Origin of the sequence: Salimicrobium salexigens (assembly GCF_900156705.1) — a bacterium.
GTDB classification, from domain to species: Bacteria; Bacillota; Bacilli; order Bacillales; family Halobacillaceae; genus Salimicrobium; species Salimicrobium album.
This window is the reverse complement of sequence record NZ_FTOK01000005.1, coordinates 230,246-245,793: the sequence shown is the minus strand read 5'-3', so window position 1 is coordinate 245,793 and position 15,548 is coordinate 230,246. Positions and strand designations below refer to the sequence as shown.

General features: G+C 46.2%; 14 protein-coding genes. 3 read left to right on the top strand and 11 right to left on the bottom strand.

The window, feature by feature from the left end:
- Nucleotides 1–145 precede the first annotated feature (145 nt).
- From BW931_RS08175 to mutY, 4 genes are all read right to left on the bottom strand, one after another.
- Nucleotides 146–2,581, bottom strand: coding sequence for a bifunctional diguanylate cyclase/phosphodiesterase (locus BW931_RS08175; protein ID WP_076571426.1), 2,436 nt, complete (start codon nucleotides 2,579–2,581; stop codon nucleotides 146–148).
- Nucleotides 2,582–2,868: 287 nt separating this feature from the next.
- Nucleotides 2,869–4,629 (bottom strand): ABC transporter ATP-binding protein, encoded by a 1,761-nt coding sequence (locus BW931_RS08170; RefSeq protein WP_008588518.1) that lies wholly within the window; start codon nucleotides 4,627–4,629, stop codon nucleotides 2,869–2,871.
- A gap of 66 nt (nucleotides 4,630–4,695) precedes the next feature.
- Entirely contained in the window at nucleotides 4,696–5,223 is a 528-nt protein-coding gene (gene ntdP / locus BW931_RS08165; RefSeq protein WP_008588516.1) for a nucleoside tri-diphosphate phosphatase, read from the bottom strand.
- Nucleotides 5,224–5,419: 196 nt separating this feature from the next.
- Nucleotides 5,420–6,484, bottom strand: coding sequence for an A/G-specific adenine glycosylase (mutY, locus tag BW931_RS08160; RefSeq protein WP_008588514.1), 1,065 nt, complete (start codon nucleotides 6,482–6,484; stop codon nucleotides 5,420–5,422).
- A 60-nt stretch (nucleotides 6,485–6,544) separates the two neighbouring features.
- Here mutY and BW931_RS08155 point away from each other — a divergent pair, with 60 nt between their 5' ends.
- A complete protein-coding gene (locus tag BW931_RS08155) occupies nucleotides 6,545–7,540 on the top strand; it encodes a metal-dependent hydrolase (RefSeq protein ID WP_076571424.1) in 996 nt (331 codons plus the stop codon).
- A gap of 27 nt (nucleotides 7,541–7,567) precedes the next feature.
- Here BW931_RS08155 and BW931_RS08150 read toward each other — a convergent pair whose 3' ends face one another.
- Complete coding sequence (locus BW931_RS08150; RefSeq protein WP_008588510.1) at nucleotides 7,568–7,828, bottom strand: YfhJ family protein; 261 nt, start codon at nucleotides 7,826–7,828, stop codon at nucleotides 7,568–7,570.
- Complete coding sequence (locus tag BW931_RS08145; RefSeq protein WP_082409503.1) at nucleotides 7,821–8,234, bottom strand: YfhH family protein; 414 nt, start codon at nucleotides 8,232–8,234, stop codon at nucleotides 7,821–7,823. Before BW931_RS08145 ends, BW931_RS08150 begins: the two co-directional genes overlap by 8 nt.
- A gap of 50 nt (nucleotides 8,235–8,284) precedes the next feature.
- On the opposite strand from BW931_RS08145, the gene BW931_RS08140 reads away from it, so the two are divergent.
- A complete protein-coding gene (locus tag BW931_RS08140) occupies nucleotides 8,285–8,938 on the top strand; it encodes an SDR family NAD(P)-dependent oxidoreductase (RefSeq protein WP_076571422.1) in 654 nt (217 codons plus the stop codon).
- A 294-nt stretch (nucleotides 8,939–9,232) separates the two neighbouring features.
- Here BW931_RS08140 and BW931_RS08135 read toward each other — a convergent pair whose 3' ends face one another.
- The 4 genes from BW931_RS08135 to recX all read right to left on the bottom strand — a co-directional run bounded on the left by BW931_RS08135 (nucleotide 9,233) and on the right by recX (nucleotide 13,496).
- On the bottom strand, nucleotides 9,233–9,499 hold the full coding sequence (locus tag BW931_RS08135) for a phosphocarrier protein HPr (RefSeq protein WP_076571421.1): 267 nt from the start codon (nucleotides 9,497–9,499) through the stop codon (nucleotides 9,233–9,235).
- Nucleotides 9,500–9,515: 16 nt separating this feature from the next.
- Nucleotides 9,516–11,549 (bottom strand): glucose-specific PTS transporter subunit IIBC, encoded by a 2,034-nt coding sequence (gene ptsG / locus BW931_RS08130; RefSeq protein WP_076571419.1) that lies wholly within the window; start codon nucleotides 11,547–11,549, stop codon nucleotides 9,516–9,518.
- 175 nt (nucleotides 11,550–11,724) lie between these two features.
- Nucleotides 11,725–12,564 carry a glucose PTS transporter transcription antiterminator GlcT gene (gene glcT / locus BW931_RS08125; protein ID WP_076571458.1) on the bottom strand — a complete coding sequence of 280 codons (840 nt, stop codon included), beginning with the start codon at nucleotides 12,562–12,564 and terminating at the stop codon, nucleotides 11,725–11,727.
- A 122-nt stretch (nucleotides 12,565–12,686) separates the two neighbouring features.
- A complete protein-coding gene (gene recX, locus BW931_RS08120) occupies nucleotides 12,687–13,496 on the bottom strand; it encodes a recombination regulator RecX (RefSeq protein ID WP_076571417.1) in 810 nt (269 codons plus the stop codon).
- 56 nt (nucleotides 13,497–13,552) lie between these two features.
- Here recX and BW931_RS08115 point away from each other — a divergent pair, with 56 nt between their 5' ends.
- Nucleotides 13,553–14,458, top strand: coding sequence for a TIGR01777 family oxidoreductase (locus tag BW931_RS08115; RefSeq protein WP_008588495.1), 906 nt, complete (start codon nucleotides 13,553–13,555; stop codon nucleotides 14,456–14,458).
- Between the two features lie 67 nt (nucleotides 14,459–14,525).
- On the opposite strand, the gene BW931_RS08110 is transcribed toward BW931_RS08115, so the two are convergent.
- Nucleotides 14,526–15,536, bottom strand: coding sequence for an aliphatic sulfonate ABC transporter substrate-binding protein (locus BW931_RS08110; RefSeq protein WP_176765462.1), 1,011 nt, complete (start codon nucleotides 15,534–15,536; stop codon nucleotides 14,526–14,528).
- Nucleotides 15,537–15,548 lie beyond the last annotated feature (12 nt).

The window sequence follows — 15,548 nt, the reverse complement described above, 5'->3', positions numbered from 1 at the left end:
CGTTGATAAGTTACAGCTATTATAACAAATTAACGAAGTGATCTATTAAAAAACAGAAAACAAATAAAAGCTGCCGAGACTTTCTCGACAGCCTGAGGAAGCCCGCGGGCTTCCTTTTCTTAATGCTCATACATTCCTGACACCCTCAGCTGACTCTTCCTTTAAATAAAAGTCTCTGTACGTCTTCCTTGGAAATCGGTTTACTGAACAGGAACCCCTGATAGTACAGACATTGCCTCTCCTTCAGGTAGTCCAGTTGCCCTGAGGTCTCCACACCTTCCGCTATTACGTTCAAAGCTAAACGATTCCCCATTTTGATGATAGTATCGATAACCGCCTGGTCTTTTTCACTTTCGTGTACTGTCTGAATGAACGATTTGTCTATCTTCAAAGTGTCCAGAGGAAAATCTTTCAAATACTTCAGGGAGGAGTAACCGGTGCCGAAGTCATCCAGCGAAAGCTTTACACCCATCTGTTTCAGTTCTTTCATAATAGGAATGGCCTCTTTCGTATTCTGGACGACACTTTCGGTAATCTCAAGCTCTACATACTCGGGCAGCAGCTGTGTCTCTTCCAGTATCTTCCCGATGACTTCGGGCAATTCGCGGTTTTGAAACTGCACTGACGAAATATTCACCGCAACGTGCCCGAGTTCGTACCCTTCGTCCAGCCACTCCCTGAATTGTTTACAAGCCTCTTTAAGTACCCATTCCCCGATAGGGATGATCAACTTCGATTCTTCTGCAAGGGGTATGAATTCCGCCGGTGAAATTCTTCCAAGTTCAGAGTGTTCCCACCTGAGCAAAGCTTCCATCCCGATGACTTCACCCGTATTCGTATTCACCTGAGGCTGATAATAAAGAGTCAGCTCCCCACTTTCATGAGCCTGTTGCAAACCGATTTCCAGCAGCGTCTTTCTGGAAACCTCTTCATTCATCGATTCCGTGAAAAAGCACGCGATATTATCGCCTTTCTTCTTAGCCTGATACATTGCCATATCGGCGTTTTTAATCAGTTCGTCTGCTATTTCCCCGTCCTCCGGATATGTACTGACCCCTATGGCAAGAGAAGTGTAAATTTTAAACTCTCTTAATAAGAACGGACTTCCAAGCGCCTGTGCAATGTTCCTCGTAAAGCTGCTTACCTGGTAGGAAGTGGCTTCGGGGTACACGATAACAAATTCATCCCCGCTGTTTCTGGAAAGTATAGCCTCTGAAGGCAGAAGTGTCTTCAAGCGTTCCGTCAGACTTTTCAGCAGTTCATCTCCCATGTTATGACCGTACAGATCATTGATACTCTTGAAACGGTTAAGATCCAGAAATAATATGCTGACACTGGTGTTATTTTTAGCTGCTTGTTGAAGAGACATGGAGAGATGATCGTGCAGCATTCTCCGGTTCGGCAACTTTGTAAGATCGTCTTTGTAAACCAGCTCGCTGATTCTTTTCTCATGCGACACACGTTCTGATATATCCCTTATAATGCCCGTGAAATAGACGTCTCTCTGTTCATGCACAGCTGACAGAGACAACTCGACAGGAAAGACACCTTCCGTTTTATGCAGCCCCTCAAGTTGTACAGTCTGATTGGTCACAGTTTTCTTTCGCGTGTTTAAATACTCCGCCAATCCTCTTTCATGAGCTGAACGATATTTTTCGGGCATTATAGTGGTAAGAGGCTGTTTTATAATCTCTTCTGAAGTATATCCGAATATCTTCTCCGCAGCTTTATTCCAACTGAGTATCGTCCCCTCTTTATCGGCTATGATAATAGCATCGTTGGCGGACTTAATAATAGATTTATGGATTTTACTGCTCAGGGAGTAATTTTTATGCGCAGCTTCCATTTTTCTATTGTAGTAAATGACAATTACCAGACAGAAAAGGATTACCAGGAAGATGACTCCGATAAAGTATCCGAGAACCCCCTGGTTAATCGCTGCCTCCGCTGCCGGTTCTCCGAGCGGTTCCTTCATCTCATAAGTGGCCGAAGCCATACCTGTATAGTGCATCCCTGAAATAGCCGCTCCCATCAGCACTGAACTTCCTCCCATAACCAGAATATTGTTTTTTGAATCGTTCTTCTCCTGTAAAGAAAAGATATAAAGAGCAGCAGTAGAGGCTCCGAAAGCGATAAGAGCCGAGAGAGTAACCAATCCCCTGTCGTAAATGATTTCTGCGTTCATCTGCATAGCCTCCATCCCCACATAGTGCATGGAGAGTACGCCCACAGCTAAAAAAGGAGAGGCGAAAAACAGAAAACGCCAATCTCCTGAGAATCTGTTTATCGCAAAAAAAGTTCCAAAACTTGCCAATACAGCACTAATAATACTTAATGAAAGAAGATAGGGGTTGTAGGTAACCACCATATTCATATCAAACGCCAGCATCGCCACGAAATGCATGGACCATACCCCGCTGCCAAATACTATACTCCCCGTCACTGCCCACAGTGTACGCTGTTTTCCGCTCGAGTTCTGCAGCATACGCTGAGCGATCAACAGAGAAGTGTAAGAAGCGAATACTGCTATACTGACCGAAAGCAGCACAAGCTCTGTAATGTAATTACCCGTGTTCTCCATAACATGTTCCCTTCTTTTTTTAATATACCGGTCACACTCGTTGCTTCACTTATAAAAGTGCTCTACTATCTATTTTTATTAAACCGGTACCGAAGCAGCTTTACTCTTACTATCGGTCTCTTTTCAAAAACTTTCAGTATTCGTTCAAACTATTGTCCGACCGACTGACAATTTGAAAGAAAAAACGAGTCAGATAGTGATATTCCTGAGGTCAGATGGTATAAAGACCGGGGATTATATACAAAAAAGCCTGCAAAACCGGAGTTTTGCAGGCTGGCATCCATTCTTCAGGATAATGGTACATCGTCCAGTTCCTGAACCTGATAAAGATTGTAATAGTGACCTCTTTTGGCCATAAGTTCGTCGTGTCTGCCACTCTCCACAATATGACCGTTTTCGATCAGCACTATGCGGTCGGCGTGGGTAATCGTGGAAAGCCGGTGGGCAACGATAAAAGTGGTGCGTGCCGAAGCCAGTCGTTCCAGTGCAGACTGAATCAGACTTTCGCTTTCAAGATCCAGTGCGGAAGTAGCTTCGTCCAGGATGAGAAGAGAAGGGTTCTTCAGGAACACCCTGGCAATGGCTATCCGCTGTTTTTGTCCGCCGGAGAGCTTGACGCCTCTCTCTCCGACCAGGGTCTCGTACCCGTAAGGAAGCCCGGTGATGAATTCATGTGCATTGGCTGCACGGGCCGCTTCCATCATCTGTTCATCTGTTGCATTCGGATTCCCCATCTTAATATTCATGGCTACCGATTCACTGAATAAAGTGTTGTCCTGAAGAACCATACCTATCTGATCCCTTAACGAACGGACTTCTACGTCCCTGACGTCCGTATCGTCTACCAGAATACGGCCGCCGGTTACATCATAGAAGCGGGGAATCAGACTGATAAGGGTCGATTTCCCTCCCCCGCTCATTCCTACGAGGGCAATCGTCTCTCCCTGATCGACATGAAGAGTAACATTCTTCAGAACTTCCTGTTCTTCCTGTTCGTAACTGAAAGAGACGTTGTCGAACGTCACTTTACCGTCCAGAGCCGTCAATTTCCGGGCACCTTTTTTGTCTTTGATATCGTAAGGTTCGTCGATGAACTCAAAGACCCGGTCCATGGAAGCGATGGACTGTGTCAGAACGGTAGCTGAGTTCACAAGCCGCCGGAGCGGTCCGTAAACCTGATCCATATAACCGACAAAAGCCACCATCGTACCCACGGTGACAGAACCGCCGATCACGAGATAACCCGCCACCCCTATAAGAAGAAGGGGAGCAAGGTCCGTAATCGTAAACGTCACGGAATACGTATAAGCGTTCCAGTTCGTATGACGGATCGCCTTAGTCAGGAAGTTGGAGTTTTTCTCATCGAACTGTTTCTGTTCGTAGTCTTCAAGAGCGAAACTCCGGGTGACCGGTACTCCCTGCACCCGCTCGTGCAAGTGTCCCTGGACTTCCGCAAGAGCCTGGGACCGCTCACGGGTAAGAGTGCGTAAGCGTGAATAGAAATATTTCACGGCGAACCCGTACAGAGGAAACAGAGCTATGGCTACAAGTGTCAGCCATACGTTCATCGTAAGCATGATGATTACGGCAATGAGAATCGTTACCATATCAAGCCATATATTCATGAGTCCTGTAATTACAAAGTTTTTCGTCTGCTCCACGTCGTGTATTACCCGGGAAATGATTTCTCCCGATTTTGTCTTCGAGTAATATCTGAGACTCAGTCGCTGAATGTGATCGAATAAATAGTCACGGATATCATATAAAATATTACTGCCGATCCACTGAGCATAGTACTGGCGTAAATATTCCACCGGTGGACGAACTACGACGAAGAGGAACAGGGCCCCTCCGATAATCCAGAGAAGCTGATCCACTTTCTCGGACTGGGCCATGGATTCACTGCCGATGATGTTGTCGATTACGTACTTCGAAATAAGCGGCAACAGTAAAGGAATTCCGAATTTAACGACGCCGATCATAATCGTAAAGACGATTTTCCATTTATATGGAGTTACAAAATACATATACCTCTTAATGGTATCCATACAGAATGTACCTTCTTTCTACTATCAAAATAAGTGAGCGCACTATTAAAGTGCGCTCTTCCCAATCTACCTATACGTTAAATACCGTTCGTACCACTGATCTATGAATTCCGGAGCAAAAGGACCTTTACGCTGATGTATCCAGCGGACCAGAATATCTACATTGTTGTACAGAATCCGGTCAAGAACGTGCGGGTAGTTCATCTGTCTGCGGTGAAGTTTATATTCGTCTTCATCCAGCAGTTTATAAGTCATATCGGGGAAGACTTTAACATCCAGATCATAATCGATATATTTGATCATTTCGTCTTCGTAAATAAAAGGAGAGCTGATGTTACAGTAATAATGCACTCCGTCTGCCCTCAACATTCCGATGACATTGAACCAGTATTTCGTGTGAAAGTAACAGATCGCCGGTTCCCTTGTCATCCACGATCTCCCGTCGCTTTCCGTTACGGTCGTACGGTCATTCGCACCGATCAGTACAGTCTCCGTCCCTTTTAAAATCGTAGTACTGTTCCAGATTCTGTGCAGTTTTCCATTGTGTTTATAACTTTGAATTTTGATTCGCTTGCCAGGCGATGGGCTGGACATACGAATTCCACCCCTTTCTTAACTGCGTTCACTTCTACCAATTATAACGGGGATACCTGCCAATTGAAAACATTTCACTTCATTTACCTTAATGAAAACCAGCCTTCTCCGCCCCAAATTCGCTTTTCTTCCTCTTCATTTCCGCCGGTGGATGACTGCTCCCGCCTGTCCTCATGCTCTTTGTTTTCCAGGTCTTTCACCGGATGTAAGGATGGATTTTCTGGTGGGAGACCGGAAACGGATAGACAGTAAGCTCATTTTTCGACACGAATTTCCCCTGTTCTCCGTTAAACGTACCGGAGATGACTTTCACACGGTGCACTTCCATTTCCCAGATGAGGTGGGAAAATGTGTGCTTAATCCGATCGACCATCCCTTTTTCTTCGATTTTCAAACCGTCAAGCCGACCTTTCTCCGCCTCCTCCTCCAGGACCATCGGGTATTGCCACAGGTTAGCCAAAAGCCCTTTGCCGGGCCGTTTTTCTATAAGTATTTCCCCGTCCTCGTTTTCTGCTATGTACGTGCGATAGCGAATTGTTTTTTGTGTCTTTTTGGAGGACTTCACCGGCAATTCATTTTCAATCCCTTTATGAAAAGCGCGGCAGTGATCCTGAACCGGACACAAAAGGCAGGAGGGGGATTTTGGGGTACACACGATAGCCCCCAGTTCCATCAAACCCTGATTGAAAGAGCTCGGATCTTCGGATGAAATAAGGGAGGAGACCAGCGCTTCAAACAGTTTCCTCGTCGACTGTTTCGCTATATCTTCATCTACCAGAAGAATCCGGGATAATACTCTCATAACATTCCCGTCCACGGCCGGTACCGGGAGGTCGTAAGCGATACTGAGGATTGCCCCTTGCGTGTACGGCCCCACTCCTTGGAGAGAGCCTATTTCCCGGACTGTATCCGGTACTTTGGAGTCGTACTCCGCCACTACCTCTTTTACCGCAGTTTGCAAATTTCGTGCACGGGAATAGTAACCTAGACCCTCCCAGGCTTTTAATACTTCCTGCTCGTCTGCGGAGGCCAGGTCTTCCAGCGTAGGGAATTGACGGAGAAAATTTTCATAATAAGGAATCACCGTCTCCACTTTCGTCTGCTGGAGCATGATCTCTGAGACCCATACACGGTAAGGGTCCTGGTTTTCCCGCCACGGAAGGGTACGCTGTTCTTTTTTAAACCATTCAATCAAATTTTGCCGGAAATCTTCTGCCGGGAAGTCTTTGACTATCTCCAGGGCCAGCTCTTCTCTCTTCAAATTAACACTTCCTTCGTGATACATTATACATTTAGAGAATCGGGAAAAGGGGGAATACACATGGATACAGCTACGCACGTAGTCATGGGAATAGCACTCGGGGGGCTTGCCACCATCGACCCTGTCGTCGCCGAAGACCCGGCTCTTGGCCAGGCTGTCCTTATAGGCACCCTTGCAGGTTCCCAGGCCCCTGACTTCGATACTGTTTTGAAACTTAAAAATAACGCAAAATATATCAGAAACCATCGGGGCATCACCCATTCGATGCCTGCCGTCGTATTGTGGGGGCTGCTGCTCACGGGAATCCTCCACCTGTTTTACCCGGAGGTGAACACCCTTCACCTTTGGATGTGGACTTTTGTGGCAGTCATATTCCACGTCTTCGTCGATGTGTTCAACGCGTACGGAACCCAGGCTTACCGCCCCTTTACCAGAAGGTGGGTCGCCTACGGCTTCATTAATACATTCGACCCGTATATTTTCTATTTTCACGTAGCCGGAATTGTCGCCTGGGTAGCAGGAGCAAACCCTGCCTATCTATGGCTCATCATTTATTTCATCCTTGCTCTCTATTACGTTAAGCGTTACTTCGACAAACGGGAGATGGTGAAGCTTATTAAAGAGAACTTCGAGGACATCGAACAGATTGTAACTTTTCCGACCATCAAACAAAACATCTGGAGAATCGTAATCACTACCCCGTCGAGGTACTATGTAGGCCATGCCGAAAACGGACAAATAACGATTCTCGATGAATTCGTCAATAAACCGATCAACACCCGGGATCCGATAGTCGAAAAAGCACTTGAAGACCATAATATCAAAGCTTTTCTATCTTTCTCTCCGGTATATCGTTACGACATCAACTATCACGATGAATATACCGAGCTTCGATTCACGGATCTCCGCTATCGTCATAATGGACGCTATCCATTCGTGGCTATCGTACAGATCGATGACGAAGACGGAGAAGATCTCGAGATTCTTGATTCCTACACAGGATGGGTGTTCTCCGAGGAAAAACTTCAGGACAAACTGAGCCCCGGCGAAAGTTGAACCACGCTTTTATCAGCGTGGTTCTTTTTATTCTCCGAAATATTTATTGAACTTGGGATTGGTAGCTATGAATTCATCGAGATGTGCTCCGTAATGGGTCACCCACTGTCTTACAATCTGTTCAGTCATTTCGCTTCCCCTGTATTTCCTTCCCGCTTTCGCCCGAGTAGCTTCGAAGTCCTCCCAGAGCAGTTCGATCCACTTTCTCGCCTCTTCTTCGGATAGACTGCCATTCTTCCGTTGCAATTCTTTAATAAGCTCTTTCTGAGCATGATGATGGCTACTCATCGGTACCGACCCTGGCTCCGAGCATGGAAATAGGGAGAGCTTCTTCCGGTTCTCCCGTAATACGCTCTTCTTCTTTTTTCTCCACGTAATTCCCGTGCTGGTCTTTACGGAATCCCCAGGCGAATACACCGTTAATGTATACGATATAGAAAGTATGGGAAGGGTCCCCCTCTATTTCGTACGTTTCGCCTTTTTTGAAGTCCTTCGGATTCAGCATATACGCCTGAGCCATAGTTATTTTACGCTGATGTACCGCGTATTCATTTACCATACCGAACTGTTCCGCTTTTCTTGCTTTTTCAGTCAATTCGCCGACTTCCCGGCGCAGTTCTTCATACGTGTATTCACTGTATCGACGTTCCAAGGTAAACCTCTCCTTCACTTTTTTCCATTTACATTTTAACATTTAAAGAAGACAATAGGAATAAGAACAAACTATCAGGAAAGGAAGTCATTATGGATACCGTTATCATTACAGGAGCAGGAAGCGGCCTGGGTAAAGCTCTGGCCAGACAGTATGCCGCCTCCGGATGTATGGTTTACCTCACCGGCCGGAACGAAGGGAAACTCAGAAGCACCAAACGTGAAATCATAGAGCAGGGGGGAAAAGCAGAGTCAGTCGTCTGTGACGTTACAGAAGCCGCTTCTATCGAAGAAATGCTGAAGCAGACGGACAAGGTGGACCTTCTCATTAACAACGCGGGCGTCGGACTGTTCGGGGAACTGGAGAGTTACGGAGAAGAAGACATCGACGCCATGCTCGATACTAATGTAAAAGGAACCATTTTGTTCACTCAGGTAGCACAGCCCAGGCTTGAACTCTCAGGAGGCCGTGTACTGAACATTATCTCTACAGCCGGATTGAAAGGGAAGGTAAATGAAAGCGTCTACTGTGCCAGTAAGTTTGCCGTACGCGGCTTTACCGAAAGTCTGCATAAAGAATGGGGAGACAAACCGATCGACGCTACAGCTGTCTACATGGGCGGAATGAACACTCCTTTCTGGAACGATTCGACTCACGTAACCGACCCGGGTAAATTAAAAACCCCGGAAGAGGTGGCAAAAATCATCTTCGAACAGGATGACCGGCGTCCTGAAATAAAGGTATAATAGCCCGCCTCTCTGCAGAAAAGATACAGGTAAAACGGGAACACTGAAAAACTGAATGTTCTGTGTGAAATAGAACTGAAAAAAGCGGATGGCATGTTTATACCATCCGCTTTTTCTATTTCTGTACTTCACACTCCACGGTGGAGAGGAAGAGAGGCTTATGACTTATTCATGACGTTCTCCCGCTCTCTATAACACTGGGAATAACAAAAACCGGACATAAGAGTCCGGTTTTTGTGCGTGTACTATGCTTCCTGCCTGTGGTGCTGCTTTCATCTGTTTCCGACAGGTAAGTTATTCGCCAAGTCCTTCTTCTTTCGCTTTTTGAGCAATGGCTTCCACTGCTTCTTTTTCATCAGAGCCTTCAGCGGAAAATGTGATGTCCGAGCCGCTCGGGATACCGAGAGACATTACACCCATAATCGACTTCATGTTAACCGATTTCCCGTTATACTCAAGGTTTATATCCGATTCGTATTTTCCTGCCACCTGTACCAGGGAGGTAGCAGGCCTTGCGTGTACTCCTTCGGAAGCTGTCACTTTCATGTCTCTTTTTTCCATTAAAAATCTCTCCTTATCACTCTTTTATTTTAATAATATTTGTCTGTTCGGTGCTGATTTTGCCTGTGGTCTGTAAGTCCACATACTGATTCTCATTAAGATTCGTGAAGATAATCGGGGTTACAACGGAAGGTGCGTGTTCCTTCAGATACGCTAAGTCCACGTCCATAAGTTTTTGTCCCTGCTTCACTTCGTCACCTTCACCGACGTGGGCGGTAAAGCCTTCTCCGTTCAGTTTCACCGTGTCTATCCCGATGTGAATCAGTATTTCCACTCCGTCCTCTGTTACAAGGCCTAACGCGTGTTTCGTCGGAAAAACATTCACTACTTTTCCGTTAATCGGAGAAACAATAGTCCCCTCTTCCGGATCGATCGCAAAACCGTCCCCCATCATTTTACCTGAAAATACCTGGTCCGGCACATCAGTCAATGGTACCAGTTCACCCTGCATCGGACTTACAAAATCGATATCTTCCGTTACATGCAGTTCCGTATCGGCAGCTGCATCCTGCTTCGGTTTTTCCTGTTTTCGCGGCGTTTTACCATCGATGATATCCTGCATCTGGCCGCGAAGAGAATCGGACACGGGTCCGTAGATAGCCTGGATATTGTTTCCGACTTCCATTACACCGGAAGCACCGAGCTTTTTCAGACGATCCTTGTTCACATTACTCTTATCGTGCACGGAAACACGGAGTCTCGTAATACAGGCGTCAAGGTTATCAATATTTTCCTGGCCACCCATCGCCTGAAGTATTTCGTACGGTTTGTCATCCACTTCTCCTGTTTCCTCGTCCTGGTCTTCCCCTTCTTTCTCACGACCCGGCGTGGCCAGGTTGAACTTGAGGATAGCCCAGCGGAACCCGAAGTAGTAAATGACCGAGAAGATAAGTCCTACGATGATGACCCACCACCAGTCGGTCCGGTTAGGGATGACACCGAATAGAATAAAGTCAATCAGACCTCCGGAGAACGTCTGACCGATTTTTACACCGAGAATTTCCATAATCATGAAAGAGAATCCTGCGAACACCGCGTGGATTGCGAACAGCAGCGGTGCTACGAAAAGAAACGAGAACTCGATCGGTTCTGTAATACCGGTCAGAAAAGAAGTGAGGGCCGCGGAGAACATAATGCCCCCGACGATCTTTTTACGCTCAGGACGCGCTGTGTGATAAATAGCAAGCGCAGCAGCCGGAAGACCAAACATCATGAACGGGAATTTCCCGACCATGAATGTTCCTGCCGTGAACTCTACGCCGTCACGAAGCTGAGCGAAGAAGATCGCCTGATCGCCGCGTATTATCTCTCCCGCAGCATTCGTATAAGAACCAAACTCGAACCAGAACGGGGAGTAGAAAATATGGTGAAGTCCAAATGGAATCAATGAACGTTCCACTACTCCGAAAATGAAGGCAGCAAGCGTCTGGTTCGACTCAAGCATGAACTGGGAAAATGCGTTCAGTCCTGACTGGGCGTATGGCCAGACAAAGTACATAAGAATACCGAGAGCAAGAGACGTAAAGGCTGTAATAATCGGTACAAACCGTTTCCCGGCAAAGAACCCGAGGAATTGCGGAAGTTCTATGTTGTAATACTTCTTATAAAGATAAGAGGCCCATATCCCTACGATAATACCGCCAAAGACCCCGGTCTGCAGTGTAGGAATACCGAGAACTTCGGCATACGCAGGGCTGTTACCGGCCATTTCAGGCGTTACGTCCCCGAGCACTCCCATGGTGACGTTCATAATCAAATATCCGATGATGGCAGCAAGACCTGCTACCCCATCACCTCCGGCCAGACCGATAGCTACCCCGACAGCAAATAACAGGGGCAGGTTATCAAAAACTATCCCCCCGGCTTCTTCCATCAGTGAAAGAACCAGCTGTATCCACGGGTGTTCAAACAGTGGAACGAGATCGGTGAACTGCTCCTGGGCAAAGCTTGTCCCAAAAGCAAGAAGTATACCGGCTGCCGGAAGCAACGCTACCGGAAGCATCAGGGATTTACCAACTTTTTGCAATGTGCCAAATGCACTTTTAAACATAAATGTTTCCTCCTTTTCCCTGCGCAACAGAAAATAACCCCCCCGCAGATGAACCGTTTTCAAAAAAACCGTTAAAAAAGACATGAGCACGAACGTCAGCAGTCAAAAGGATACAAGTATCCCGTTAGCTACTCACATTTCATACTCATGCCTGATCGTGTCAGTAACACGTACTTTATTTTTGAGTGAGTCGATGAAGATGAATCGTTAAATATACGGCTTCCGCTTCATCTACGGTTTTATTCAACTGTTGCTGCATTACTTTAATCAATTTCCAAGCAATATTGTAGCACGAAGGGTATTCAGCTTTCAACATTTTATCAAGATTTGTCTGGCTCCCTGCAGTCTCCCCGGTATGCACGCGGTGGATGGCCCGGTGTAAATGCTGGACCAGCCTGTGATAATCGATACTCTTTCTGTTTATGCTCAGTTCGAGCTGATTTTCTATCAATTCTATCAGCTGAGTAATCAGCTGATTGTGTTTATTAATTTCCCTTAATGATTTATCCGTGACCCCACTGTGGATATGCAGAGCAATAAAACCGACTTCCCCGGCAGGAAAATGGACACCGGTCCGGTCATAAATCATCGTAACGACTTCCAGGGCAATCTGGTATTCCTTCGGATAAAGCGTTTCTATTTCTGAAAGGAACGGGTTCTGGAAGTCAAGGGCGTTTTGAGTCCTGTGGAAAGCGAATGCCAGGTGATCGGTCAACGCAACGTGAATGTGCTCATGCAGGGGTTCTTCCATTCTCTCCCCCACGTGCAGAAGTATATCACTCATTAAAGGAATAAGTTCTTCATTCACGTGCGACATCAGATTAACGTACTGCTCCTTTTGCTCGGGATCTCTGAGAAGGAACGTCTTCTCGGCGATTTCCGGCTCGATACAGTCGCCGGGCTTTCGATTGAACCCGATACCTTTCCCGATAAGGATCACTTCTTTGAACAAAGGGTGATCCGCGATGACTACATTATTATTCAATGTTTTCTGCACAGTAACCGGGCTCCCCATAAGTATCCCCCATTTTTTCATTCATCTTAGTCATTTCTCCTTATTCATCGTAACGACTGCCTCCGAACTTTACAAGAAAAAGAATGGAGGAGGACCGGCCGGAACGTCCCGATCTGCACCAGTCAATACCCTTTTTCCTCGAGAAATTCCCTGATCAGATCCCCTGAGAAACCTTTACGATACAGAGAAGCCATGACTTTCTGCTTCAGTTCAAATCCTTCTGCTTTCTTTTCGTATTTACGGATAGCCTTCTCTCCCTGAAGTTCAAGTGCCGTACGTTCGGAGGAATCCTCTTTCTCTTCGGCCAGACGGGCCGCTACTTCCTGAATTACATCCTGGGTAAATCCTTTTTGCATCATGGACTGCTTTGCTGTCTGGAGTTTCTGCTGAAAAGCTTTCTTTGAAGTGTCGTTCACTTTTTTCATTCCGAACTTCAGAGCTTTTTCGTACTGGTCCTCGAACGAATACTGTTCAAGTGCACTCAGCCTATAGTCTTCGGCTACACCTTTTTTGGAGAGTTCCTGTTTTAAAACAACAGGCCCCTTACTCGAAGTGGCTATTTTACTCTGCACGTAACTTTTGGCGAAGGCTTCATCATCCAGCAAATTTTCTTTATAAAGACGGTTGATGACATCTCTTGCATCTTCTTCTGTCACTTCTTTATCGATAAGATAGTCGTACATTTCTTTTTCGGATCGCATACGGTAGCTTAAATAATGGATAGCACGGGTATAAGACTTATGTAGTTCATCTTTATTTTTCAACTGCTTAATATCTTCTTCGCTTAATTCCATTCCTTTGTGAAGATTATATTGAATAAGGATATCTTCACTTACACCGAAACCAAACTCTTCTTCATCTGTCTTTTTAAAAAAGATGTTGAAGCGTCCTTTATTTTTCTGTTGAACAGAAATTTTACTGATGACAGGCATAGCACCGTCTCCTCTCTGAGGGTAATCATATCATAGCATATAAGGAGGATTCACAGATGAACATAGTTATTGCCGGAGGCACAGGATTTGTAGGTCAGCACCTGACTGAACACTTCACGTCAAAAGGGGATCACGTATCCATTTTAACGAGACACCCGGAAAATCATGAAGACGGGGAAAACGTCCGTTATGTAGGCTGGCTGAAAGAGGAGTATACTCCCGAAAATCAGTTACAGAACGTAGACGCCATCATTAACCTTGCAGGCGCCTCTCTCGCCGGAGGCAGATGGACTCCCGAAAGGAAACAGCTCATAAGACAAAGCCGCATTGACGCAACGAACGGAGTACTCTCTCTTATCGAAAACCTCGACAAGACTCCGGATGTACTCGTGAACGGCTCCGCGGTAGGTTTCTACGGTACCTCCGTATATAAGTCATTCACGGAAAACACGGAAGAACCGGGGAATGGTTTCCTCGCCAGTGTCACCAAAGACTGGGAAGCGACTGCCAGTCAGGCGAAACTGAAAGGAGTCCGCACAGTGTATGCCCGCTTCGGGTTGATTCTGGGTACAGAAGGAGTACTGCCCCTCATGAAACTTCCTTATAAATATTTTGTCGGTGGCAGACTCGGCAACGGAGAGCAATGGATGTCGTGGGTGCATATTGATGACGTGGTCGGAGCCATTGATGAAGCCGTTCATAACAGTTCCATCGAAAACGCTCTCAATGTAACCGCTCCTACTCCCAAACGTAATGAAGACTTTCTACGAACGCTTGGAGAAGTTCTCGAGCGACCGCACTGGTGTCATGTGCCCGCCGTCGTTATAAGTAAAACATTAGGAGAAATGAGCACACTCGTGCTGAATGGTCAGGCCGTCTACCCTCAAAAATTGAAGAGTCACGATTACCAGTTCCATTATTCGGATGTGCACGGTGCCCTGCACTCTATACTGAAAAAATAACAAAACTATAAAAAACGTGAAGATCTGATTTTGTTGCAGATCTTCACGTTTTTATTCTAATTGACGATCACCCGTTTTTCAGGAACTCCTTATCTACGAGACCTGTAAGGTCTGGTTTCTCCTCCAGAAATTTCAGGTTATAGGAAGAGTCTGCAAAATCCTGAAGTACACTTTCATCCACTTCGTATGAAAAATCAATTCTCTCCCAGGCACCGTCAATAACTTCTTTTTCCAGCCCCTGGTCAGTAATTTCCTTGATCTTATCCTGAGCAATCGTTTTTGCTTCTTCTGGGTTTTCGTTTATGAAGTCTGTAGCCTGTTTGTGGGCATCAACAAGATTCTGGACGAGTTCCGGATTTTTCTCTTTCAATTTCTCCGAAGTTACAAATACAGCTGCAGGTAACGTCTCTCCGAACGCCACTTCCGGAGTGTCCACCAGAACTTTACCGCTTCCTTCGGCTTCAATAACAGAAGCCCAGGGTTCCGGAACCGTAGCCGCATCGACCTTCCCGGCTTCGAACATACTCGCATAGGTGGCCGGCTTCCCGGTCACATGCTTCATGTCTCCCTGCACACGCTCTGAAGTCATTCCGAATTCTTCCTTCATCATCGTTTCGAACTGGACATCGTGCGTACATCCTACCCGAGGGGAGATGAACGTCTTCCCTTTAAGATCCTCCGGAGTTGAAATATTACTGTCATTACTGGCCATAATCACGGTCCCTCCTTTGGAACCGGCTGCTACCACATTGATTGCCGCCCCGCTTACGTAGTGATTCATTGCAGGACCGGGGCCTACTATTCCGCCTTCAATTTCTCCGGTCTCCACCGCTGTCATAAAAGCGGAACCGTCAGGAAAATACTGATAATTAACCTTCGTTCCGTCAGGCAACTGTTCCTGATACATTTCCTTTTCTTCAGCGACCATGCCGGCTGCATGATTAATATTCGGGAAATAACCGACAGTAATTTCATCCGCCTCTTTTTCTTCGCCACCTGCTTCTGATTCACTGCTGCCACATGCACTAAGGACTATGAGTAAAACGCCGACTGCGGTCATATAAAAAATTTTTTTCAACTTCTCCACTCC